This is a genomic window from Runella sp. CRIBMP (assembly GCF_009905605.1).
Classification (GTDB): domain Bacteria; phylum Bacteroidota; class Bacteroidia; order Cytophagales; family Spirosomataceae; genus Runella.
The window spans coordinates 89,471-114,492 of sequence record NZ_JAAAKZ010000015.1; the positions used below are offsets into that span (position 1 = coordinate 89,471).

Consider the following 25,022-nt stretch of genomic DNA (forward strand, 5'->3'; position numbering starts at 1 on the left):
CCACACTCCACTATTCACTAACCACTCATAACATGACTCTCAATCCTATCTCCGCTCCCGTCGACTCCGCGAGTGAGTTTCATAAAATCCAATCACGCCCCGCTTCCATTGAAGTAAAAAACATCTCGGTGGCGTTCAAAACCCCCAAAGGCACGTTTACGGCCATCCAAGACATTGATTTAACCATTCAAAAAGGTGAAATCGTGGCACTTATCGGCCATTCTGGCTGTGGTAAATCCACGCTTATGGGCACGATTTCGGGCATGACCCAGCCGACAAGCGGCACGGTAATGGCCAATGGCAACCTCGTAAAAGGGCCTGGTCCCGACCGTGGTATTGTTTTCCAAAACTACTCTTTGCTGCCTTGGCTCAGCGTTTATCAAAACATTTACGAAGCCGTTGATTCTGTATTTAAGGGGAAAACATCGGCTGAAAAACGCGAAATCACCGAAGAAAACCTCAAAATGGTCAACCTTTGGCCGCACAAAGACAAGCTTCCGGGCCAACTTTCGGGCGGGATGAAACAGCGTGTCGCCATTGCGCGGGCGTTTGCCATCAACCCTAGCATTTTGCTGCTCGATGAGCCGTTTGGGGCGTTGGATGCGTTGACCAAAGGCTCCATGCACATTGAACTGCTCAAGCTCTGGAACCTTGACAACCGCAACAAAACTATTGTAATGGTAACGCACGACATCGAAGAAGCCATTTTTCTTTCCGACCGCGTGGTGGTCATGAACAATGGCCCCGCCGCCACCATCAAAGAAATAGTTGATGTACGGCTCCCCCGGCCCCGTAACAAAAAAGACATTGTCCATGACCCAGCCTACATGGAGATTCACGACCGACTAATGGGCTTATTGTTCGATAAGTTTTCGATTGAAGACGATTAATCGGCTAGTACACCACAACAGAAGCAGCACAAACCTGTCAGGACTTCAAAACCTGACAGGTTTTGCATTTTTTGATAAATTATAAAATTGAGTAATTTCTGCAATACTTAGTTTAAAAAACACTTAAAAAGAAAGCCAATTTTGCATTTTTAGTAAAATTAAGTATAAAATTTTGAAGAACTTTCTATTTTTAGTGAAAAATACTCATAAATTACTTTGAGTATACTCGTTTATTTTGTACGTTTGATATACCAAATCGGTGCAGCGTGGCGGCGCTCAACCGATGCAGGTATCCAAGTCCAAATCGCAGTCAGTGATCTGTAACAAGCCTTTTCTTTGGGAGGAAAAGGCGGGTGAAAATTTGTCACTGACTGTGGTAGACGGCTTTCTACTTTTGCATCGCTTCACGCCTTTACGCTGGCTTTATGTTTTAAACTCAAACAAGCAAGCGTCATGGGTCAACCACCTAACAATCAACCCCTTCCTCAGCTAAACGTATTCAGTTTCAGCGGCGTCCAAATGCGTACGTTCCACATTACGTGGATGACTTTTTTCGTCTGTTTCTTTGGTTGGTTTGGCATAGCGCCCCTGATGCCCGCCATTCGGGCCGATTTGGGATTGACCAAGCCTCAGGTAGGAAACACCATCATTGCGGCGGTATCAGCCACTATTTTTGCCCGCCTGATCATCGGAAAGCTCTGCGACAGTTGGGGCCCGCGCAAAACTTACACGGCCTTGTTGGTGGTTGGCTCATTGCCCGTCATGCTTGTCGGTTTGGCGCATGATTATACATCCTTTTTACTTTTCCGTTTGGCCATCGGCGTTATTGGAGCGTCGTTTGTCATTACGCAATTTCATACTTCGGCCATGTTTGCCCCGAGCATCAAAGGAACGGCCAATGCCGTAGCTGGCGGCTGGGGTAACCTTGGCGGTGGCATCACGCAGTTGGCCATGCCACTCATTATGGCTACCATCATCGGATTTGGGTTTGTCAAAGCCGATGCGTGGCGTTTGGCCATGATTTTTCCAGGGCTGATGATGTTGGTAATGGCCTTTATTTACTGGAAATACACAAAAGATACCCCCGCTGGCAACTACGACGAAATCAACCGCACCGCTGCTACCAAATCAAGCGTACCGTTTTGGCAAGCCTGCGCCGACGTGCGCGTCTGGGCCTTGGCGATTGCGTATGCCTGCTGCTTTGGCATGGAAATTACCTTCGATGGCGTAGCAGCGCTTTATTTCTTTGACAACTTCCACATGGAAGAAACTGAAGCGGGTTTCTGGGCCATGCTGTTTGGGTTTATGAATATTTTTGCCCGCGCCGTGGGCGGAATTGTGGCCGATAAGATAGGTCAAAAATACGGTATGCGGGGCAAAGGCATCCTGCTGGCTTCTATGTTATTGCTGGAAGGATTAGGAATTTTACTTTTTGCGCAATCAGGAAATCTGACGATGGCCATTGTTTCGATGCTCACTTTTGCGATGTTTTTGAAAATGGCCAACGGCGGCACGTATGCCATCGTACCGTTTATCAATCCCAAAGCTGTCGGGGTAATATCGGGCGTAGTCGGTGCAGGTGGCAACGTGGGAGGAATGTTAATGGGCTTCTTGTTTAAATCCCAGTCCATTTCTTACGGACAAGCATTTATGTACATCGGCGGTATCGTCGCGGTGGTGGGCTTGTTGTTGTTTTTGATTAATTTCGGTAGAACGGTGACCGTTGAACAGGTAGAAACTGAGCTACAAACGGCGTAACGCTAACCACCTTGTTTATTGTAAGCCTATTATGAAAGGAACAACGGCACATAAAACCACTTGCTGCTACTGCGGCGTCGGCTGCGGGGTAGTGGTTCAGAAAACTCGTAACGGACATATTTCCGTGGAGGGCGACCCTGACCACCCATCGAGCAAAGGGATGCTTTGTTCTAAAGGGCGAAACTTGCACTATACCGTCATGGATACGACAGACCGATTGTTGTATCCTCAAATGCGCCGCAATCGTCAAGCCCCTTTGCAAAGGGTTACGTGGGACACGGCACTGGAGAGGGCAGCGGCGGTTTTCAAAACGTTTATCGAAAAATACGGTCCCGACTCGGTAGGATTTTACGCATCTGGCCAGTGCTTAACCGAAGAATATTACGTAGTCAATAAGCTTATCAAAGGTTTTATCGGTTCAAATAACCTCGACACCAACTCGCGCCTTTGCATGTCGTCGGCGGTGGTTGGATACAAAATGGCCTTGGGTGAAGACTCCGTACCGTGTAGCTACGAAGACATCGAATTGGCGGATTGTTTTCTGATTGCGGGCTCCAATCCTGCGTGGAACCACCCCATTGTATTTCGACGCATGGAGGCACACAAAGCCGCCAACCCACGGGTTAAATTTATCGTGGTCGACCCTCGCCGCACAGATACCGCTCGCATGGCCGACCTTCACCTTCAAATCAAGCCCGGAACCGACGTGGTGTTGCTCAATGCCATCGCCAAAGGGCTGATTTCGAGAGGATACATTGACGAGCATTTTATCAAAAACCACACCGAAGGCTTCGATACCTACCGCTTACAGGTCAGCGAGCGTGACATGCGCGAAGCGGCCAAAATTTGCGGCATCAGCCTCCACGACATTCACCAAGCCGTAGAATACATTGGAAAATCCAAGGGATTTATCTCCATGTGGGCCATGGGTTTCAACCAAAGTGTGATTGGAGTCAACAAAAATTTGGCGTTACTAAACCTTCATTTGATTACGGGGCACATCGGAAAAGCAGGTTCAGGGCCCTTTTCATTGACTGGTCAGCCCAACGCCATGGGTGGTCGGGAAGTAGGTGGGCTGTCGAATCTCCTGCCTGCGCACCGTAACTTAGCCGACCCCGCTCACCGGCAGGAAGTAGCCGATTTTTGGGTAGTTCCTGCGCTAAACCCTAAACCTGGATTGACCGCTACCGAAATGTTTGAGGCGCTCAAAGATGGCCGCATGAAAGCCATTTGGATCATGTGTACCAATCCGCTGGTGAGCCTGCCCAACGCGCACCTCATAGAAGAAGCCCTAAAGGCCGCCAAGTTTGTGGTGGTGCAGGATGTTTCCAATCGTTCGGATACGGTTGCTTACGCGGACCTAGTACTCCCCGCCGCCGCGTGGGGCGAAAAAACGGGGACCATGACCAACTCAGAGCGGCGGGTTTCGTACCTCAGTCAGTTCAACGAACCCGTAGGAGAAGCCCTCCCCGATAGCGAAATCATCGTCAAATTTGCCCATAAAATGGGTTTTGGTCACGCATTTAATTACCGAAATACGTCAGAAATTTACGACGAGCACGTTCGCCTTACCAAAGGAACCAACGTAGATATCAGCGGGCTCTCGCACGAGCGGCTACGCACCCAAGGTACCCTGCAATGGCCCGTACCAACGGCAGAATCTAACGGCACACCGCGCCTGTTTGCCGATCATCAATTTTATACCCCTTCTCATAAAGCCCAAATCAAAACCATTCCCGACGGTAATCAATCCGAACCGCTCAGCGATGATTTCCCATTGGTGTTGACCACGGGCCGTATTCGTGACCAATGGCACACGATGACCAAAACGGGTAGGGTTAATAAACTGAATCAGCACATCCCGAAGGCTTTTTTAGAAATAAACCCCGCCGATGCTCACGAACGCGGCATCAAAGAAGGCGACATTGTCACCGTTCAAAATCCACGCGGACAGGTGCAAGTACCCGCCAAAATCACGGAGGATATTCGGCAAGGAGTGGTGTTTTTACCCATGCACTGGGGAAAAATAATTCAAAGTACGGCCGCGCGCGCCAACAACATTACGAGCGATTTGGTTGACCCTTATTCCAAAGAACCTGATTTTAAATATGCGGCGGTTGAAGTAAAGAAATTCAAAAAAATCAGGGAGCGTATCATCGTCGTGGGGGCGGGAGCCGCAGCGTATAAATTCGTGACGGCCCACCGCCAGCATAACCTTACCGACGAAATTCACGTATTCAGCAAAGAGCCGTTTGCTTTTTATAACCGCGTGATGCTGCCCGACTATATCAGCGGCGCCATGCGTTGGGAGAAATTGCTCAAAATGCAGGACGACGAGCGGGCCTTGGTTCATCTCTACGAGGGCCTCAGCATTGAGCACATTGACCGTACTCAAAAAACCGTTGTTGACTCAAAAGGTAATCTCCATCCCTACGACCGCCTCGTCATCGCCACGGGCAGTAGGTCGGCCATGCCCAAAGATTATGATGTATCCTTAGAGGGCGTTTTTACGATGCGTACGCGGCAAGATGCCGACGGTTTAACGCGTCATTTGGGCATTGGTCAGGCAAAACACATCGTCATCGTGGGCGGCGGTTTATTGGGGCTAGAGTTGGCGGCTTCGTTGCGCCAGCTAGGCCATCAGGCTACCGTTATTCACAGAGCTTCGCGCTTGATGAACCGTCAATTGGACGCCACGGCGAGTACCCTTCTGCACGAAGAACTCAAAGACCGGAGCATTGATATTTATTACAACGACGAAGTCAAATATTTAGCAGGCCACCATAACCAAGTCGGTAGCGTTCGCCTCACCTCAGGCCAAGTCATTGACTGTAATGCCGTTGTACTAACGATTGGCACGACACCCAACGTCGAAATCGCCCGTAAAGCGGGTTTGGATGTACAACGCGGAGTGGTAGTGAATGCCTATCTCCAAACCTCCGACCCAGCCATTTTTGCCATCGGCGAGGTGGCCGAATTTGAGGGACAGCAGTTTGGCATTACGGCTGCCGCTGAGGAGCAGGCCGAAGCATTATGTGCCTATTTCAACGGCGATATTCAAAGTTATTATCGGCCGACCATTTCTATGAATATTCTGAAAATGGAAGGCCTAGATTTATGCTCGTTGGGCATGACCGAAATCCCCGCCAACGGAGCTGGTGCCGAATACGAAGAAGTCCTGTTTATGGACAAACAAAAACGATATTACAAAAAATGTATCATTCACGGCGATAAGCTCGTCGGGGCCATTTTGTTGGGAGATAAATCAGAATTTACGGAATTCAAATCATTGATTCAGCACCAAACCGAACTTTCGGAAAAAAGGCTCAAATTGCTTCGAAGCGGCAAATCCGCCCCTGCACTCAAAGGAAAAACGGTCTGTTCATGCAACAACGTTGGCGACGGCAACCTGCGCGACGCCATTGCGGGCGGTTGTACCGATTTTCAGACGCTTTGTCAGCAAACGGGGGCTGGAACGGGCTGCGGAAGTTGTAAACCTGAGGTGAAAGCAATGCTTGAAAGGAGAAGTGAGAAGGCAGAAGCAAGGAAGTAGAAGTGAAAGGTCGGAGGTAAGAAGTAGGAGGTACGAAATTGGAAGTAAGAGTATTAAAAATAAATATTGTACAGTACGAACTTTCGATTTTGGGAAAAGGTTTTGCAATAATTGCCCAAAACGAACGCAACTATGCAACACACTATTTTTCAATCATTCATTAACAACGCTATTGCGGTTTTACAGGAGTCAACAGATATGCTCGGCCTTGCGATTGCTGGTTCTTGGATTACCCACGAAACAGATTCGTTTTCAGATTTAGACCTTGTGTTGGTTTCTACCACCAAAATTTCTGATAATCCTGAGCAAATGAAAGCCGTAGCCAATCAGCTCGGAACGGTTCTTTCCGCCTTCACGGGAGAGCATGTGGGCGAGACGCGGCTACTGATTTGTTTATACAGCAATCCGCTTTTGCACGTAGACATCAAATTTTTGACGCTAGATGAATTTCATCATCGCGTGGAAAATCCCGTGGTAGTATGGGAGCGCGACCATCAACTGACCAGTATCATCCAAGAAACACCCGCCGTGTGGCCTTACCCTGATTATCAATGGATTGAAGACCGATTCTGGGTTTGGATACATTATGCCACGCTGAAGCTTGGCCGAGGAGAATTGTTTGAAGCCTTTGATTTTCTTGGCTTTATACGAATGATGGTTTTAGGACCTTTATTACACATCAAAAACGGCAATCAACCGCGCGGTGTCCGAAAAGTGGAGACGAAACTGGCCCTAGAAGACTTTGCAGAACTGCGCAAAACGGTAGTCCCCATGGCCAAAACCGATTTGGTGGCGGCGCTGTGGAAGTCCATCCAACTTTATGAAGAGGTACGAAAGCACCTTTTCGACGCAAATATTATACTGAAAGAAGATGCCGCTCAAGAAGTCAAAGTATATTTGTATAAAGTGGAAAAAATGTAGCATAACGCATCCGAATAAATAATCCAAAACCAATGGCTTATCTACGCATTTTAACCCCCGGCGGTGTAGTAACCCCCGACGAACTTCAACAATTGGCCGCTTTGTCGCGGCAATGGGCGCTGGGCAAAATGGAGGTAGGATTTCGGCAAGATTTATTGATTCCATGCACTGATTCTCAACTATCTGCACTCCGTTTGCAACTTGGTTTGCAGGGGTTTCAGGTAGAAGAAGCTGTTCCCACTCACCCTAATATTGTTTCGTCGGTGGTGGCGCAGAACATTTTTCCTAAATTATCGTGGTTGCGCTCTGGTGACTATTTAGACATTTTGGATTCGTTTGACTTTCAACCTACTCTCAAACTTAACCTTATTGACCCAACACAGGAGCTGATTCGTCCCTTGACGGGAGAACTCAATTTTGTGGCTTCTCCTACCCCTTCGTTTTGGTATTTAGCAGTCAATTTACCCGCTTTGGGCACCTTACAGGTATGGCCAGAATTGGTTGACGGTGAACAAATCCCCGACTGGGTCCGCGCCATCGAAAATGCCTTAAAAACTCCCGAACCTATTGATAGTTTTGATACCTTATTTCAGACCGTTACGGCCCAATTTTCGGGACGAACGCGCCGTATTCAGAAAGAATTAAAACTTACACCCAAGCCCTATCCTCACCACGAGGGCATTTATCGTTACGACGAACGCTACTGGATTGGGCTCTATCAGCGCGACAATGAGTTTGAAGCGTCGTTTCTTGACGCTCTCTGTCAGCTTTGCAAAGACACGAAAATCGGCCGCCTCTACCCTACTCCTTTCAAAACGTTTATTGTCCGCGATATTCCGAAAGAAACGATTTATCAATGGGAGAAATTATTGGGCCTTTGGGGCATCCACACGCATTATTCATCGCTTGAACTCAACTGGCAACTGCCTGATGCCGATGCCGCCGCACTGCGGCTCAAAACCGAACTCGTCGATGCCTTTGAGCGCACCCGGATTCGTACCTCAAGTTTGAGTTTCAGCATCGGTCAACGGAATGCCGATACGACCTCCACGATTGTTATCGAGCCGCTTTCGGCCGATTATCAGCGTTTTCGGATTGTCCATTCTCCAGATTTTTTCATAGGGAACACAGAATGGGAAACCTTTGCGGCCGATGTAGCGCGCAAAAATCTCCCCGAAGTATTGAGGCGTTTGACCCAAAAATATTACGAGCAGTTGTCCACCGAAAAAAAAGCGGGGATTATGCGAACAACGGCAACCCTCAAACCCGTGATAACTGAAAAGGTGATGCGGTGCAAACATTGCCTCACCGTGGCCGACGTTGCCCCACCTTTGCCCGCTTTATACGTATGTTCTACGTGCAATGCCCCCGCGAGTGATTTCATGGAAGTGACGTGGGAGATTATCACGTAATGTGCTATGCCTGCCTTCCTCAAAACCGAAAGCAGGCATAGCATTTTGTTTAAACGAGGTTGTGAAAAACCTCTTGCTCAGGCTTTGAAAATCGCAGACAAAACACTTCAAATCAATAGATTACAGCCTCTCACGTCTGAATTATCAAAACGCCCTATTACTTCAAACCGTGTGGCATTTTCGCCGACAAAACGTCCCAAATCCTGCGTTTCGATAAAAGCGCAAGAGTCCAGATTGGCTAAATCAACGACGTTGATACCACCATAACGAAGCCCCGATTGGGGGGTGTCATACACCGCCCGAGGGTCGTTAATGTCCCGTAATAAAATGCGCATCGTAGCCGAAGCATCAAAAATACCCTCCCCTTTTGAATACGATTGTGAAAGCAGCTCGGTCATGCCGTACTCTGAATGAATGACCTTCACCCCAAAGGCTTTTGTCAGCACTTCGTGTACTTCCTCGCGGAGCATTTCGCGGCGGCGTCCCTTCATACCGCCTGTTTCCATCACCATCAAACTTGGAATATCTTGGAGGCATTTCAAGTCTTGCGACATCTCGGATTCGGCTAAATCTAACAACGCAAAGGTAACTCCCCACAAAATCACGGTACGCCCGTCGGAGTTTTGAGCCAGTTTTTTGAGCGTTATCAACAATTCATCCACATTGTGCAGGAAAAAACCCGAAACCGACGAATGCGTCTGCACAATAAATTGTTGAACCATATATACCAAAGACGAGTTATTTCGTTCAAGATAGGAAGGTAAAAGGGCTAACAAATGGCAATTCGACAAGAGGCCGTACGTTTGCTCAAAAATACGGATGCTAATGTCGGTGTACCAATCCAAGTCGGCTACATGATGCCGACTGGTTTGAGCGCCAGTCGTTCCGCTGCTTTCAAAAGTGGTCTGAACAACGGGCGATTCGGTGAGCACGGTATGTTTTTTGAAAAATCCAATCGGCATAAATGGAATCTGCGTCAGCGACTGTACCTTGTCAGGATTGCAGCGTAAGTGACTTAAATATTCCCGATAAATAAAATTGGAAACGGCTTGCCAACGAAAAACCGCTAATGCAACGTCCTCGAAGGTATCAGGCGTGACATTTTTTACTAACTGTTTTAACTCTTGACGACGATTCATCAAATTTGACTTTTTTACAAATTACGGATAACTTTACCAACCATGAAGACTATCATTCGTTTTTTCCTTACGTTAATTATATTTTCTGCGGCAACCACCAGTTGTTGGACCCCTCCCGATTACAGTCCCGTTCCAGAAATTGTGTTCAACAGCATGGACAAATTTGAAGTCATTGAGCCCTTCTCTCAATCTAAGCAAGATTCGGTAGTCATTACCATTGATTTCAAAGATGGCGATGGTGATTTGGGCGAAAGCACCGACAACCGCAACAATCCCAACTACGGTACATGGGGAAATTATGAACTGCGCACGTTCAGAAAAGTTAGCGGCAATCAATTTGAAGAGGTCATTCTCGCCGCCAACTCTAAAATATTCTTTCCTGTCTTGAAGCCAGACCGCAAAAGAGGCCCCATTGAAGGTAAATTAGACTACGCAGTGTATTTTCCTTACGCAAGAAACGCTCGAATGACAACCGTTAAGTTTCAGATACGCATACGCGACCGCGCCCTAAACGTGAGCAATGCCGTAGAAAGTGACACCATTTCGGTGCCTTTGTTGCTCTAAAAAGGGGCAATTGCGCTGCTTTTTTAAAGTGTTTCGGTAAAATTATCTATTTTTACTAAAACACTTTTTTATGTTTGTCAAAACCTATTTTCTCGGCATTGTAGTCATTCTGTGCGTGGCAACGGCATTGCTGACGGGGTCTACCGTTTTTCAGAAAACACCGCCACCCGCCACCTCTTCAACCGATTTTGACCGAAAAACCTTTGGAGAGTATTGGTTTAAAGGCAAAGCTGAAATTAGTACCTACACGCTTCAACAAGCACAATACGGTGCGTTAAACCCTGGCGAAGCCGTACTAGTTTTTGTCACCGAAGACTTCCGAACCGACACACATGTAAAACTCGACAAAGAGGAAAACCGTCACAAATCGACGCCTGTTTTGAAACTGAATGCCATTCATCGCTTTGTTACGGGTATTTATGACTATTCTATTTATACGTCTGTCTTTACCCCGATTGACCACCAGCTCTTTCCTCAAACCCTCAAAGTTTCGACCACAAGTCAGGACTGGTGCGGGCACACATTCACGCAGCTTAATTATCAAAACAATGGGTACAAAGTAACGGGGCGTTCGTACTTCGAAGACAATGTAACCGAAGACTATACCACCGAAAAAGCACTGCTAGAAGACGAACTTTGGACGCGTCTGCGCCTTGCTCCCAATAGACTCCCCGTGGGTTCTATCAACATCATTCCGAGTACCAAAGCGGCCCGGCTGCGCCACCAAAAGACAGCACCGATGGCCGCTATTGCGTCAATGGAGCCCTATAAAGGCAACGATTTTATGGGCAAATCCCTGAAGGCCTACAAAATAGCTTACGCAGAGGGGCGCATTCTGCAAATTGTGTTTGAAGAAAATTTCCCGCACCGCATTACGGGTTGGGAAGATACCTACCCAAGCAGGGGAAAATTGCTAACCACCCGAGCCATTCTTAAAAAGACGCTTTTATCAGCCTATTGGACGCAAAATACCCCAGAGAATCGTCCGCTTCGTGATACGTTGCAGCTGCAATAAAAAAGGCAGCCTGCGGTTGCAGACTGCCTTTTCAAATATGTTTTAGCGACGCTTATTCGATGTCTTCTACCGCTTCAGCCGCCTTTTTGAATACATCTACTACCAACGACACTCGGAAGGTATTGGCCAAAGGACTTCCTTGCGTTTGGGGCATCAGGTAAGCAAAGTCGATGCCGTAGCGCTGCTGAATACGAGCGCCAAAACCCACCGTGAAATACTTACGATTTCCTTTGGTTTTGGTTTCGTTGAAATACCCAAAACGGAAAGCAAATGCTTCGTTGTACCAGTATTCAACCCCCGTAGAAATCATAAACTCACGAACTTCTTCGCTGAAACCACCTGGCGCATCGCCGAAAGACTTAAACATGGCCGAAATAGTCCCAACATCCTGACCAGAAGCGGTACCGCCTGGCGTAGGAATCATGAGTTTATTCAAATCCAATGCAAACGTAATTTTATTTAACGGATCAATATGACGCGTTGCAGTTCCGCCCAATTTGAATGTAGTTGGTATAAAACCGCTCGTGGTGCCTCCGTAATTAACTTTACCGCCAATGTTTTGCAACATCAACGCAGCCGAATAATTCCAGCCTTTTCCAGTGCCTTCGTCTACATTTTCGGTTTGATAAAACGCGCTGATATCACCCGCTGCCGTCTGCCCCGCTTTTAGGGCCGAGCCGCCCAGCAGTTGAACGCCATTGCCTAAGTTGGAAACGATGTATTTTACGTTCAAGCCCATCGAAAATTTATCGGTCAATTTTCGAGAATAAGCCACTGAACCATAAAATTCATTGGAATAATAATCGCCCAATGAGGTACCAAAGTTGTTGCGGGCTTCAAATTTGCCGTGGTCAAAATACATCAAGCTCAATCCGACAGCTTGGTTTTTACCGATTTTCTTAAAACCCGACAAATACGCAAAAGACATATCTTCGGTAATGTTGCGAAGCCATGGCGTATAAGAGAGAGCTACTCCGTATTCTTTTTGGGCATGAACCAGCTTTGCGGCCCCCCAGTACACCGAGTTGGCATCGGCACTCAAGGCAGCACCCGCATCTCCCATGGCGGCACTACGCGCATCGGGCGTAAAAGCAGCAAAGGGAACAGAGGGAATTACAGCGCGTCCGCCTGTGCTATCTTGACCACCAGAAGTAATCTGTGCTATTGAACTGAAGGAAACGCAAAAACCCACAATTGTAAAAAGGGGAGAAATTTTTCTTGTCATAAGGAAATTTGTTTGCCACTACTACCCGTACCTTTCTGCGCTGAACCACGATAAGGGCGTTTCAAAAATAGAGTTCTGTTTAAGATTGTGCAAAGATATTAATTACTATTTTCAAAATCTATTTTACCATTATTAACTTACCGCTTTGACGCTGAGTTTGTTGGCGGGTTAGTGAGTGTACTTCCATTCTGTAAATATATACGCCCGCTGGAACGTTTTGGATTGATTGATTTTTTCCGTTCCATGTAAATACCTCCAAAAGCTTGTCTGAGTTATAAATTGTTTGCGCTGCGGTACAAATCATTTTCCCATTTAGGTCAAAAATCTGAAGGGTTACTTCTACATCATCCCCTTCGTCAACGAGTTCGAGTTGAAACTTAGTCTGTTCAACAAATGGATTAGGATACGCAATGACTGTCTTAATCAATTTTATTTCTTCGCCTACTCTAAACCTCAACGCACCCTCCGCCGTATTATTGTACGTATCTTCCACTTTCAATTTAACGGTATATTCGCCCATAGGCAACCGATGAAAAGGAAACAAAATTCGGCCCGAACGGTAATCGTCTTTTTCGGCCAAAAAATAATCATTCACCGCGATACTCAAAGTATCGTTTAGGGTCAATGTCATATTCCTAGCAAAATTCAGACCATTTTCATCGCTTAATTTGGCTACAAAAAGGGGACTATCTTCTACTTGACTGCCATCCACAAACAACTCATCATTTAGGTATAGTTGCATCTGTGGCGGTTTAGTATCGTTCTGCAACGGCCCGCTTCCTCCCACCATTACGCGCTTAGTTCCGCCGATGGCATCGCGGAGGCTGTCGGCTTTTACCGCGTATACTTCAATTTTTCCGTTGCCAAACGACGACCCAATGTTTTTTGGAACAATAAACTGTACATTAAACTTTCCTGCTTTTACGCTTACTTTTCCTTCAAACAATTTTTTATCGTACAAGCCATATTGCATTTTTGGATTGGCAGCAATGATGTTGGGAGCCTCTCCGCGCGCTTTATCGCCGAGCGTCAGAAGCTGACTTTCTTTATCATAAACGCTGACGATGGCCGTTCCCGTAAAATCAGTCACTGTTGTTCCATCTTGTTGTATCTCTCCCGACAATTGGGCCAATTGACCCGCTTTAAGGGTATCATTGGCCGTAATACTCACCTCATAATCTCCATAATTTAATTGCAGGGATGGGTCGCCCAGGAGGGTAAAGTTACGGTTGAGTACATCATAAACACTTTTATTTTTGGTCATACGGATGACATCCCCCAAACGAGGCATTTTTCCATTTTGGGGTTCAAAAACAGCGCGGTAAAATGCAGCGTTCACCAAAAAATTGGTATTGGCATACACGGGGCGCGAGGTAGTAAGCATAGCAATGGCGCCACCACGCGGGCTCAACACCGAAATTTCCGCACCAGATGCTTCGCCGGGATTATCATAACGACCAAACTCACAGGTGGCCGTAATAATCAGGGGCATATTGTCCAAATTGCGCCAATTAAACAGATTTTGCAAGGTCACAATCTGTTCGTCAGACCACGTCGAAATGCCTCCATGTCCGGTATAATTTACAATCAACGCACCTTCGTTTACATAGCGGTCAACGGCTTGGCCCGCACCCGGAGCACGTTGGATAGTAGAGCCAAACTGAGGAAAAGCATCCACGTACACTTTATGCAATGCGTACGCAGGGGCCAATTCTGCCACTATTTTAGACAAATCATCGGCATCTTTCTGGTGAAGATTGTCGTCTCCGTCATCGGCCACAAAAGCGATTCGCTGACGCCAATCTCCCTTTGAGCGTTTGGCGTTGTAGCGCATGATTTTGTTCACCACCGTTTCAGCTTCGGCAATGGTTTTGACGGGCAGCCTTCCGATGCCAATATCTAAAGTATGATTTCCTGTAAAATCTTCTTTCCATTCGCCCTCATCGGGTTTCAGGAATCCGTAATAATCGTCGGAAGAAAAACTACGTACGGGATGTGCCGACTCCCTGCTCTCATACGACGGCACAAAATTGGCCAGTTCGGAGGGTGAAATAGCTTTTAGGTTATTTTTGAAATCATAACTCGCATCACCGAAAAGCAGCAAATACTTCAACTTTTCGGGTTGTTTATCTCTAAGATACCTTACCAAGTCACGGATGGCCGTTGGGTCGGGCTGGCCAGAAGCGAACTCATTATAGACCTGAACCGTAGTCACCACCTGTACGTCTAAGCCATCATTTTGTCGACGAAAATCCGCCAGTTTCTGGGCCTGTTTTTGCCACGCAGGCGCCGTCACTACAACCATGTCGGGGGTAGACAGGCTTCTTATACTTTGATTCTGAACGGTTTGAAAAGAAACGGGCGGTTTCAATTGATTTTCAGTAAACACCACAAATCGTTTCAAGGTTTTTCCAGCCGCCCCAAAAGTAGCCTCCGTACCATTTAAGGAGTACGCCTGCGCTCGCGGGCGCAACGGGTCCGTAATTTCCCACAGCTGCATCTGCGCGTTGGCTTGACCGATAACGTACCTAACAGAATCTTGCGTAAGTGAGCTAAGATTTTGAAAGACAAGCGTTTGCTCATTGAGCCTCAACGTACGCTGCACCTGCAACCCAATAAAATCCAAGTAACCGTCGGCATTGGACTGGCCCGCTTTGTCAAACGTGGCCACGATTGTTACGCGGGCAGGGTTGGCTGTATTTATGGTCAGTTTACCAGCATGGGTTTGAGATGTTCTTTGCCCTCTCAAATCGTATCGGTTTGTGGGACTCATGGCCGAGACCGTACCCATCGTTTGTTCGCCAATGGCTTGTCCATTAATAGCAAACAAAAATTTCGTCACCACTTGCGCCGACGCCACGGTCGCGGCCGTCAGTTTCAAGGGGCTGTCGGGCACAACACCCCTCAAATCAGCATTAAACTCCTGTCGTGTCTGCGTGCCGAAGTATTCTCCCCACCACTCTCTACCCGACTGAACGCGGTTATAGAGCTCACTTTCCAGAAATACGTACTCATCAAAAGTCGTCAACAATTGGCCAGTAGTTCCTGATTTTTGCGTCTGAATACGTAAACCTGGCTGTGTGCCGATTTGTAGGAAATAAAAAGTAGTATCAGAGTAGGTATTCAGTTGATGATAAAAACGTTTTTGGGTAGAATCATAGTTAATTTCATGCGGGCTTTTGCCAAAAAAAATCAGCACATCCTCCTCATCAAAACGGCCATCATTTTCTCCTTTTATCAACACCGCATTCTCAATCAAATCAGTCGCCCTCAAGGCCTTATTTAACTGCGGAAGCATTGCTCCTCCGTTGCCAAACAGACGAATATGTTTGGGATTTACATCCGTTGGGTTAACACCCATTTTTCGTAAAAACGCGGCATCAATCTTGTACACTCCCGTTTGGGTAACTCCCATTTTAAACCAACGACCCTCGCCCAGCACAGACGTTTGGGTAAATCCTAGGGAAGAAACCTGTACGGTAAAATAAAAGACAAAATAATACGACAAAACACGAAAATAACTACGAGTAGAAAGACATGTATCTACCTTCTTTATTCTTCTTTTTTTAGCACAATTTTGTGTAGTGGTTTTCTTCACTTTGCTCGCTCCGCTTTAAAATTTTATATTTTTTCGACCCATGCATGGGCTGCCACCAAATATTTTTTTTGAGACGCTTCTTCTACACAAACGACGCGCGTACGACGTAACGTACCTCGAACAAAAACTTTTTGATTCAAGCGAAAAAGCTGCCCTTCTGACACTTGACTGACCATGACCATATCGGTTTGTGGGGCATCAATGTTTTTAAGCGCTTGCATTAAGGGCAAGTGCGTTCCAGTAGAAGCGGTGGGGTTTTGGGCATACTTCAGGAGCGGCGTCAAGACCGAAAGTGGGAAATTATTTTCGTTCATTACGGGAATAAGTAATCCAGAAAAATGATTTTTCCACGCTTTTCCGTGCGGTGGCTGACGGCGTTTATATTTACGATACACCTCCAAATGCGCCACTTCGTGCAAATACGTAATTAAGAAATTATATGGGTTCAAATTCACGTTGACCGTAATTCGCTCACGGTAGCCCAGCTGCGCCCTAAAATCTCCCAGACGTGTTCTTCTAGGCTTAGAGGCCACAAAATCGAACTGATATCGTTCCCATAAACCATAACAATAGGAAACCGCGGCCGCGGGTACATGTTTCTCCAAAATCTTCCGCATTGCTATTTTTGCTTCCACCGCTATTCAATAATTAATACTGCAACAAAAGTAAACACCCTTTTAAGAAAAAAAAACATATCCATATCAGTTAAAACAAACACTTTATCTACTGATTCGTTTCAATAAATGCACAACAGAGGCGGTATTTGGGGCAAATATTCAACAACAATATATCTTTATTTGCATCTCAAAAAAGGGAAGAAAATGGCGATAAAATGAAATTAAAATTAGATTAAAATTCAAAAGAGATATGTTAATGGGTTCTATGACTTTTTCCATTCACAGGTTCCTAAAATATGCTTTTAAGGGGGGAATTTTTAATTTTCACCCAAGAACAAACTATATCTATTTTATTTTATCTACCATATTTTTTCAAAAAATATACAACAAATTCTTAATTGCTTGTATGTTTGTATACTTTTAACACTAAAATATATTTTTTCATGAAACTCACATCACTCAAATTTTTTTCACCAAAAGAAAACAGTAAACCCGTTGTTGAAAAAAAAGTAAGTAAACCTACAATTCTTAAAGGGTACATTTCTCCAGCGGGGAAACTCGTTTTTCCTGATAAGACCGTTGATAAATTAGGATTTGACCCATCAAATACGCATTTCAAGATTGGATCGCAAGCTGGAAAACGCAAATTATCATCCCTTTATTTAGTACCTGCCTCTTCTGATGAGTCGGATGTATTCCAGATGACCAAAGCGGCAAAAAGTTATAGTATTCCTTTGGGCGTTATTTTAAAATCAGGTGGTGTTGATTATGCAACTACTAAACACAGTTTCATTATCAATTCATTTGAATACGAAGGTGTAACGGCTTATGAATTACAATTGGTCAAAGAATCAGCCGACAAACCAGCTTATACTGGAAAACCACGTGGACGTAAACGCAAAGACGCTCAACAATAAATTAAACGACTCCGTTTTTGTTTCTATAGCCTCCGAATCAATAATCTATATTTTATTGATTCGGAGGCTGTTGTTTTTTGCTCCTCCTCCTTTTGCAGATGAGTTACTTTATCAACGTTGCTTTATAAAACAAAATTTTGCTTTTGTCTTCTATTTTTGAAACTCTATGCCATTGAATCCCCAACTGTTCCCTCTGGAAGTGGCTGAATTTCAATCATTTTGCACAGATATAGGTAATTCTGATAATTTGTTGGCTAAACTGACAACAATCAAAGACTAAATTCTGCATTTTTGTCCGTCGAACCAAGTGACCATTTTTTAGTGTTCATTAGAGTATCGCTCATGTATCAAAGACGAACTTAACAATAATCATTAACCATTAACTGTGCCGAAGCACATAAATCAGTAACCATGAATCACGGACAAGAGTTTAGAAAGTACGCAGTTAAACATTTGGGTATGAGTGGCCTTACAGTAGATGGCTACGTAAATCATACCGTTGAAAACATGACGCGCGCCATCATCGAAGAGCGCCCGATGAACTTCCGTGAGGTCGATGTTTTTTCTCGCCTCATGGCCGACCGTATTATCTTTTTTGGAATGCCCGTTGACGATCAAATCGCCAACATTGTGGTAGCTCAATTATTATTTTTGGAATCTGCCGACCCTAAAAAAGACATTTTGATGTACATCAACAGCCCAGGCGGGTCGGTGTACGCAGGGATGGGGATTTATGACACCATGCAGTACGTTCGTCCAGATGTAGCCACGGTTTGTACCAGCTTGGCGGCTTCGATGGGTGCGGTATTGTTGGCAGGCGGTGCAGCTGGCAAGCGTGCGGCGCTTCCCCACGCCCGTATCATGATTCACCAACCTTCTGGGGGTGCTCAGGGTCAATCCGTTGACATCGAAATCACGGCACGTGAAATCGTAAAATTACGAGAAGAGCTTTACGAAATCCTGGCCAATCACACGGGTCAAACCATTCAGCAAATCGAGGCAGATTCTGACCGCGACAAATGGATGCGGGCCTTCGAAGCCAAAGAATATGGCTTAATCGACGAGGTACTGACGAGAGAAAAGTAGTGAACGGAAAACCGTTTAATTACCCATTAAAATAACGAGGCGTCTGACTGTTTAAAACCGTCAGACGCCTTTTTTTGCTTCTTACTCCCCACTTCTCACTCCTGACACCTACCTTTGTGTCATGCATCAGAATTACCATTTTTTACGGCACTTGACCGAAGCCCTTCGTCAGGAGGCTACGGGTTTGAAGTTTATGGAATGTTTTAGTCAGGAAAAAGATGAGTTGGTCATCATTCTGGCACACGCTCGTGGCAAAAACAATTACTATCGTCCTTTTTTCATTCGCGCCACGCTCCGCCCCGATTTCGCCTGCCTTAACTTTCCCGAAGACTTCAACCGCGCTCGTCAAAATAGCGCCGATTTATTCGAAAATCTGTATGATTTAGCCGTTATTGATGTGCGCCAGTTCAAGAATGAGCGGGCCTTTGGGTTGGTTTTGGAGAATAATTATACTGTAGTTTTTAAATTATTCGGCAATCGTTCCAATGCCGTAGTGTTTCAGGGGGATGATGTAATTGATTTATTTCACAACCGGCTCGTTTCCGACAATAACCTGCATTTATCAGAACTTGACCGCGAAATCGACCAGACCTGGGAGGCCTACCAAGCCGCAAATTATGACCACCGCAAAGTGTTTCCTACGTTTGGCAAAGAAATCAATGCGTATTTAGCAGAACAGTTCGACGCTATACCTGCCCCATCAGGCTATTCTCCCGAGCAACGTTGGCAAATCATTCAGGAAACATTAAATTTCCTCTCCCGCCCTGCGTTTAAAATCAGCCTGTGGCATCATCAGCCCACGCTTACGCTCGTTGCGCTAGGCGAGGTAATGCGCGAACACACCAGTGCCATTGCGGCAGTCAATGATTTTTACACTACTTACAACCGCGTTGGGGTCATTGCCAAAGAAAAAGGGGACGCGCTCAAAATTTTGCAAAAACGTATTCAGCGAACCGAACATTATCTCGAAGAAGCTTTTCAGAAATTATTGGGCATTGACGGCGAGGTGAAAAACGAAGAAATCGGGCACATTTTGATGGCCAATCTTCACCAAATTCCGGAGCGAGCCGAGCGCGTGACACTGTTTGATTTTTACCGAAATCAAGACATAGAAATTAAATTAAAACCCGACCTGACGCCCCAACGAAACGCAGAAACGTATTATCGAAAATCCAAAAACGAGCGCATTGAAATCGAAAAATTGCAGGAAAATATTGCCCTCCGGGAAGGCGAATTAGAAGAACTCAAAAATCATGTCAGCACCATTGAGGAATTTGAATCACTCAAACTATTGCGCAAGTATTTAAAAGCCAATAACCTCCTGAGCGACGCTCCCATTCTATCACCTACGCAACTCTTTAAACATACCGAGTTTGAAGGCTACGTAATTTTGATTGGCAAAAACGCCAAAAACAATGACTTACTGACCAAAAAATACGCCTACAAAGAAGACCTATGGCTCCACGCCCGCGACGTGGCAGGCTCGCACGTGGTGGTGAAATACAAAGCGGGTAAAAAATTTCCCAACAGCGTCATTGAGCGAGCGGCACAAATAGCGGCCTGGTATTCCAAACGCCGCAACGAGACACTTTGCCCGGTCATTGTGACCCCCAAAAAGTATGTACGCAAACCCAAAGGCCTGCCCGAAGGCGAAGTGATTCTGGACAAAGAAGAGGTAGTAATGATTGAACCTAAAGGGATGTAGTTCGCAGTCATTTACTTTCTTAGAGATGATTGACGGATAATGAGTTCTCCGTTCATTTTCTGTAACATAGGTTGAAAAGTGTCTTTATGAATAATATTATCAACTAACATTTTGGCCGCAATTGCGCCCATCTGAAAGGAAGAATGATGAAAAACCGTCAAGGAAGGCTCAATCAGTGAGGCAATGAGTTCATCCCCAAAACCCACGATTGCAATCTCAGACGGAATTTTAATTTTACGTTTTTTTAGTTCCACTATCATATCAATGGCATTGGCATAATGAACTGCCAAAATACCATCGGGTTTTTGGGGTAGGTTCAACCAGCCATCCAAGGCAAGCAATGATTCGCCTTTAATGAAGTTAGTGTGGTAGATTAATTCTTCTCTCAATGGAATATCGTACTTAGCCAGCGCGGCCTTGTAACCATTTAAACGAGAAATACTGATCAGCAACTCACGAGGACCCGCACACACTGCAATACGCTTACATCCCTGTAAAATAAGGTGCTCGGTCAGCACAAAACTCCCTTCAAAATCCTCCTGAACTACCTTTGCGGTTTCAACTTCGTTGCACACCCGGTCGAAGTGAACAATAGGAAGTCCACGTCTCAATTGTAACTTGATGTGGTCAAAGGAAGTCGTTTCTTTAGAATGACTTATCAGCAGTCCATCCACTCGGCTTGCTACCAAGGCTTGCACGTTGAGGGTTTCGGTAGAGTGAGATTCATTAGACTGACAGATCATTACCCGGTATCCTGCTTCGGTCGCTACTTTTTGAATACCTGCTAGTACTCCCGCAAAAAAAGGACGTTCAATATTAGGAATTACGACCCCTATGGTGTGCGTTTCGCCCCGGTTGAGGCTTTGCGCCAACAAATTGGGTCGATAATCCATCTCGGTAGCTACCCGGATTATCTCCTGGCGCGTCATTGGATTGATGTCAGAACGGCCATTCAACGCCCGCGATACCGTAGAAGGAGAGATACCGAGCGATTTTGCAATATCAACAATCGTGATTTGCCGAGCAGTTTTATTGATTTCTTTTTGGGGTAAATTAATTGTAAAATGTACTTCACACGCCTTACAAAAGAGCCGTTGTTTGCCCCGTATAAAACCCGATTTTACGATATTTTCTACGCTCCCACATTTGGTACAGGCTATCATCTTTTATTAGATTTTATCAAGATTTGATCTGATAGATTGGCGCTTTATCTACTAGTTGTCTTGGTATATTTTTAATACAAATATATATGATAAAAATAAGTTATCAATAACTACCGAAAACGTTTCCGAAAACGAAACCGATAGAAATTAATCGTAAAACATCAAAAAAAAGCCAAAAATATCTTTGCAAAATTCAAAACAAAGAATATCATTGAAGTAAATTCATCATGCAGTACCATCTATCCCAAATTCTCAAGCAAACTTACCCTAAACCAAAAATTGCATTTTTTCTTTATTTATCTACTTTCTTAACCACAACCTTTTTATGAACCCAAAACTACTATTTCCGAAACTGCTTTTTGGTACGTTAATTGTGCTGCAAAGCATGCAAACATTTGCCCAAAACATTACGGTACGAGGCAAGGTAACGGGCGACGATGGCGCGGGTATGCCAGGCGTATCAGTACTATTGAAAGGAACTACGATAGGAACCAACACCGATGAAAAAGGGACTTTCAGCATCAGCAACGTGTCTGCAAAGGGGACATTGGTTTTTTCTTCGATTGGTTTCATAACCAAAGAAGCTCCTATTGGCAACCGTTCGACCATCAATGTAAGTCTTACTGAAGACACTAAAGCCCTTTCCGAAGTAGTGGTAGTAGGATATGGTACCGTTAAAAAAAGTGACTTGACAGGGGCCGTGGCTTCAATCAAAGCAACACAACTCGAAAATGAAAACCCTCGTACTATCCAAGATATGCTTCGCGGCAATGCCGCAGGCTTGGATGTAAGCCTCAACACCTCAGCCAAAGGAGGGGGTGATTTCTTAGTACGCGGGCGGGCTTCGCTCAATGCTTCTACCGCACCATTGATTGTGGTGGACGGGGTAATTTATCCTGGTCAGTTGAGCGACATCAACCCCAACGACATCGCAACCGTGGACATTCTAAAAGACGCCAGCTCGGCCGCGGTATTTGGGGCTCGTTCGGCCAATGGGGTCATTCTATTGACCACCAAAAAAGGAAAATCAGGAAAACCCTTGGTAACATTCAATGTCAATTTTGGTAAAAATAACATTGGCAAATCCCTGCCTTTACTATCGCCACAGGAGTTTCTGGACTGGCGTAACGACGTACTTTGGAGCATGAACGGCCACGACCCTGCCCGTCAGTATATGTTTACCGACCCTCGAAAGCTACCTTCTACCATTAGTGTGCCACAGTGGATGGCCTTAGGCAACTCTCAAGGTGACCCCGTAGATGTTTGGTTGAGCCGACTCAGAATGACCGCCGTTGAAATCAAAAATTACAAAGAAGGGCGTACTCTTGACTGGGAAAAAGAACTCTACAATTTCAACTCCCTTCAACAAGACCACACTGCCAGTGTATCGGGAAGCACCGACAACACCAACTACTACGTCTCGTTGGGCTATCTAACCAACCAAGGATTAACCAAAGGTGACTATTTTTCCACTATCAGGGGGCGAGTAAATATAGAAACCAAAGTAACAAAATTTTTGACGATGGGTACCAACTTACAGTTTGCCGACCGCGACGAAAGCTCCATCCCGATTAATTTGAACAACATGATCCAAACAACACCATACGGGCAGCTTTATCAAGACGACGGTGTAACCTTACGCCAAAGCACCAACGACGACGTGGGTAACAACACCAACCCTTACTTAGACCAATATTACAATACTCGCCTTCGCAAATTCACCAATATGTTTGGGTCAATTTATGTAAAGGGAGACATTGGATATGGTTTTTCTTACCAAATCAATTACACTCCTCGTTTTGAGTTCTACACAGGTTTTGACCACGTTTCCTCACAAAAACCAGGTGTAACCACCCGCAACGGTATCACAAGCCGAGTCAACGAAAAAACATATCAGTGGCAGATTGATAACATTTTGAAATGGAACAAATCGTTTGGTCAACACAATTTTGACGTTACGTTCTTGGCCAACGCTGAAAAATACCAAATTTGGAACACTACCGTCAATGCCGAAAATTACTCACCAAGCGACAACCTCACGTATCACAATTTAGCCGCTGCCACGCTGTATCCAAGTATTTCGAGCAACGACCAGTACCAAACGGGCGATGCGCTCATGGGGCGTATCAACTACAATTTCAATCAGCGCTACTACCTTACTGTAACTGCTCGCCGCGATGGTTTCTCGGCATTTGGACAAGGCAACCCAAGAGCGACGTTCCCCTCAGTGGCTTTGGGATGGGTACTTACAGAGGAGAATTTTGCGAAAGGCCTCAGTAGATGGCTAGATTATGGCAAAATTCGCTTGTCGTATGGTGAAAACGGTAACCGGGAGATTGGACGCTACGCCGCCCTATCGGCACTGACTTCGAGCGTCTATTCCTACACCAACCCAGGTGGCACCACTTTTAACGTGGGCGCCGTTCGCACCGCCAATATGAGCAACCCCAACCTACGCTGGGAACGCAATAGCTCCATCAACGTAGGAATTGACTTTGGCTTCTTAAACAGCAAAATTACGGGCTCACTCGACTACTACGACCGCAAAACGGTTGATTTATTAATGAACCGCTCTTTGCCCAACATCACGGGTTTTGCCAGTGTAGTAGCTAACTTAGGTCAGGTCAGTAACAACGGTATGGAGCTTACCCTCAACACCGAAAACCTGAAAAAGACAAATTTTGTGTGGAGAAGCAATTTTGCATTCTGGACTAACCAAAATAAAATCTTGAAATTGTACGGCCCAGTACCCGTCACTGATGCCGCTGGCAACACGACCATGGTAGACCAAGATGACCGTGCCAATGGTTGGTTTATCGGAAAACCCGTCAACCAAATATGGGATTACAAAGTATTGGGCGTTTGGCAGGAATCTGAGAGAGATTTGGCAAAATCCTACGGTTTTACCCCTGGCGACTTTAAGCTGGAAGACCTCAATGGCGACGGTAAATATACCATTGACGACCGTCAGTTCCTTGGTCACCAAAACCCCAAATTCTCCTTCAATTTCCGTAATGAATTCAGACTGTACAAAAACTTTGATTTCTCTTTTGCGATTTATGGACGAATAGGACAAAATACCGAGTTCAACGAAGCCAAAAATGTGGACAGATTCTACGACCGTTCACAGTTTTATAAGCGCCCTTACTGGACCCCCGAAAACCCAATCAACGATTACGCCAAGATGATGTCAGCGGCTGGTGGCTCAGTAGCATATAACGTATGGCGCAAGTCATCGTTTGTTCGCCTCAACAACATTAGTATTGCTTACAGCTTACCGCAATCAATGCTAAGCAAAATCAAATTTCAGAGCTTGAAAATTTACCTCAATCAACAGAACGCAGCGGTATTTACCCCTTGGGAGTACTTTGACCCCGAAAACAAAGGGCTTACGCCTTCTACTACTACCGTAGGGTTAAACGTCACTTTCTAATTTTTGAAGTAAATAATCACCTAAAT

The 25,022-nt window shown here is 45.5% G+C and carries 16 protein-coding genes; 11 read left to right on the plus strand and 5 right to left on the minus strand.

Annotated features, from left to right (window positions below):
- Positions 1-32: 32 nt before the first annotated feature.
- The 5 genes from GVN20_RS24350 to GVN20_RS24370 all read left to right on the plus strand — a co-directional run bounded on the left by GVN20_RS24350 (position 33) and on the right by GVN20_RS24370 (position 8,534).
- Positions 33-890 (plus strand): ABC transporter ATP-binding protein, encoded by an 858-nt coding sequence (locus tag GVN20_RS24350; RefSeq protein WP_166560845.1) that lies wholly within the window; start codon positions 33-35, stop codon positions 888-890.
- Positions 891-1,343: 453 nt separating this feature from the next.
- Positions 1,344-2,648 carry an MFS transporter gene (locus GVN20_RS24355; protein ID WP_166560846.1) on the plus strand — a complete coding sequence of 435 codons (1,305 nt, stop codon included), beginning with the start codon at positions 1,344-1,346 and terminating at the stop codon, positions 2,646-2,648.
- Positions 2,649-2,679: 31 nt separating this feature from the next.
- Complete coding sequence (locus GVN20_RS24360; protein WP_166560847.1) at positions 2,680-6,201, plus strand: nitrate reductase; 3,522 nt, start codon at positions 2,680-2,682, stop codon at positions 6,199-6,201.
- A gap of 132 nt (positions 6,202-6,333) precedes the next feature.
- A complete protein-coding gene (locus tag GVN20_RS24365) occupies positions 6,334-7,122 on the plus strand; it encodes a nucleotidyltransferase domain-containing protein (protein WP_166560848.1) in 789 nt (262 codons plus the stop codon).
- Between the two features lie 32 nt (positions 7,123-7,154).
- Positions 7,155-8,534, plus strand: coding sequence for a hypothetical protein (locus GVN20_RS24370; RefSeq protein ID WP_166560849.1), 1,380 nt, complete (start codon positions 7,155-7,157; stop codon positions 8,532-8,534).
- Positions 8,535-8,641: 107 nt separating this feature from the next.
- Here GVN20_RS24370 and GVN20_RS24375 read toward each other — a convergent pair whose 3' ends face one another.
- The gene (locus GVN20_RS24375; RefSeq protein ID WP_166560850.1) at positions 8,642-9,673 is read right to left on the minus strand and encodes an acyl transferase; all 1,032 of its coding nucleotides are present in this window, start codon (positions 9,671-9,673) and stop codon (positions 8,642-8,644) included.
- Between the two features lie 42 nt (positions 9,674-9,715).
- Here GVN20_RS24375 and GVN20_RS24380 point away from each other — a divergent pair, with 42 nt between their 5' ends.
- Together GVN20_RS24380 and GVN20_RS24385 are read left to right on the plus strand one after the other, a co-directional pair.
- A complete protein-coding gene (locus GVN20_RS24380; RefSeq protein WP_166560851.1) occupies positions 9,716-10,237 on the plus strand; it encodes a hypothetical protein in 522 nt (173 codons plus the stop codon).
- Positions 10,238-10,307: 70 nt separating this feature from the next.
- Complete coding sequence (locus tag GVN20_RS24385; protein WP_166560852.1) at positions 10,308-11,252, plus strand: hypothetical protein; 945 nt, start codon at positions 10,308-10,310, stop codon at positions 11,250-11,252.
- Positions 11,253-11,304: 52 nt separating this feature from the next.
- On the opposite strand, the gene porV is transcribed toward GVN20_RS24385, so the two are convergent.
- The 3 genes from porV to GVN20_RS24400 all read right to left on the minus strand — a co-directional run bounded on the left by porV (position 11,305) and on the right by GVN20_RS24400 (position 16,710).
- Complete coding sequence (gene porV / locus GVN20_RS24390; protein WP_166560853.1) at positions 11,305-12,477, minus strand: type IX secretion system outer membrane channel protein PorV; 1,173 nt, start codon at positions 12,475-12,477, stop codon at positions 11,305-11,307.
- Positions 12,478-12,595: 118 nt separating this feature from the next.
- Positions 12,596-15,985, minus strand: coding sequence for a type IX secretion system sortase PorU (porU, locus tag GVN20_RS24395; protein WP_166560854.1), 3,390 nt, complete (start codon positions 15,983-15,985; stop codon positions 12,596-12,598).
- A gap of 113 nt (positions 15,986-16,098) precedes the next feature.
- Positions 16,099-16,710 carry a sprT domain-containing protein gene (locus GVN20_RS24400; protein WP_310586850.1) on the minus strand — a complete coding sequence of 204 codons (612 nt, stop codon included), beginning with the start codon at positions 16,708-16,710 and terminating at the stop codon, positions 16,099-16,101.
- A 392-nt stretch (positions 16,711-17,102) separates the two neighbouring features.
- On the opposite strand from GVN20_RS24400, the gene GVN20_RS24405 reads away from it, so the two are divergent.
- The 3 genes from GVN20_RS24405 to GVN20_RS24415 all read left to right on the plus strand — a co-directional run bounded on the left by GVN20_RS24405 (position 17,103) and on the right by GVN20_RS24415 (position 20,400).
- The gene (locus GVN20_RS24405; protein ID WP_310586851.1) at positions 17,103-17,609 is read left to right on the plus strand and encodes a hypothetical protein; all 507 of its coding nucleotides are present in this window, start codon (positions 17,103-17,105) and stop codon (positions 17,607-17,609) included.
- A gap of 411 nt (positions 17,610-18,020) precedes the next feature.
- The gene (locus tag GVN20_RS24410) at positions 18,021-18,695 is read left to right on the plus strand and encodes a ClpP family protease (RefSeq protein ID WP_114068901.1); all 675 of its coding nucleotides are present in this window, start codon (positions 18,021-18,023) and stop codon (positions 18,693-18,695) included.
- 121 nt (positions 18,696-18,816) lie between these two features.
- Complete coding sequence (locus GVN20_RS24415; protein ID WP_166560855.1) at positions 18,817-20,400, plus strand: NFACT RNA binding domain-containing protein; 1,584 nt, start codon at positions 18,817-18,819, stop codon at positions 20,398-20,400.
- Positions 20,401-20,411: 11 nt separating this feature from the next.
- Here the strand turns inward: GVN20_RS24415 and GVN20_RS24420 are convergent, their stop codons facing one another.
- Positions 20,412-21,563 carry a LacI family DNA-binding transcriptional regulator gene (locus tag GVN20_RS24420; RefSeq protein ID WP_166560856.1) on the minus strand — a complete coding sequence of 384 codons (1,152 nt, stop codon included), beginning with the start codon at positions 21,561-21,563 and terminating at the stop codon, positions 20,412-20,414.
- Positions 21,564-21,888: 325 nt separating this feature from the next.
- On the opposite strand from GVN20_RS24420, the gene GVN20_RS24425 reads away from it, so the two are divergent.
- Positions 21,889-24,996: a TonB-dependent receptor gene (locus tag GVN20_RS24425; RefSeq protein WP_166560857.1), complete on the plus strand. Its 3,108-nt coding sequence runs from the start codon at positions 21,889-21,891 to the stop codon at positions 24,994-24,996.
- Positions 24,997-25,022: the final 26 nt, after the last annotated feature.

Coding starts and splice junctions, on each gene's coding strand:
- GVN20_RS24420 (WP_166560856.1), bottom strand. CDS start 21,563: ATGATAGCCTGTACCAAATGTGGGAGCGTAGAAAATATCGTAAAATCG.
- GVN20_RS24375 (WP_166560850.1), bottom strand. CDS start 9,673: ATGAATCGTCGTCAAGAGTTAAAACAGTTAGTAAAAAATGTCACGCCT.
- GVN20_RS24350 (WP_166560845.1), top strand. CDS start 33: ATGACTCTCAATCCTATCTCCGCTCCCGTCGACTCCGCGAGTGAGTTT.
- GVN20_RS24365 (WP_166560848.1), top strand. CDS start 6,334: ATGCAACACACTATTTTTCAATCATTCATTAACAACGCTATTGCGGTT.
- GVN20_RS24380 (WP_166560851.1), top strand. CDS start 9,716: ATGAAGACTATCATTCGTTTTTTCCTTACGTTAATTATATTTTCTGCG.
- GVN20_RS24385 (WP_166560852.1), top strand. CDS start 10,308: ATGTTTGTCAAAACCTATTTTCTCGGCATTGTAGTCATTCTGTGCGTG.
- GVN20_RS24370 (WP_166560849.1), top strand. CDS start 7,155: ATGGCTTATCTACGCATTTTAACCCCCGGCGGTGTAGTAACCCCCGAC.
- GVN20_RS24355 (WP_166560846.1), top strand. CDS start 1,344: ATGGGTCAACCACCTAACAATCAACCCCTTCCTCAGCTAAACGTATTC.
- GVN20_RS24360 (WP_166560847.1), top strand. CDS start 2,680: ATGAAAGGAACAACGGCACATAAAACCACTTGCTGCTACTGCGGCGTC.
- GVN20_RS24410 (WP_114068901.1), top strand. CDS start 18,021: ATGAATCACGGACAAGAGTTTAGAAAGTACGCAGTTAAACATTTGGGT.
- GVN20_RS24425 (WP_166560857.1), top strand. CDS start 21,889: ATGAACCCAAAACTACTATTTCCGAAACTGCTTTTTGGTACGTTAATT.
- porV (WP_166560853.1), bottom strand. CDS start 12,477: ATGACAAGAAAAATTTCTCCCCTTTTTACAATTGTGGGTTTTTGCGTT.
- GVN20_RS24415 (WP_166560855.1), top strand. CDS start 18,817: ATGCATCAGAATTACCATTTTTTACGGCACTTGACCGAAGCCCTTCGT.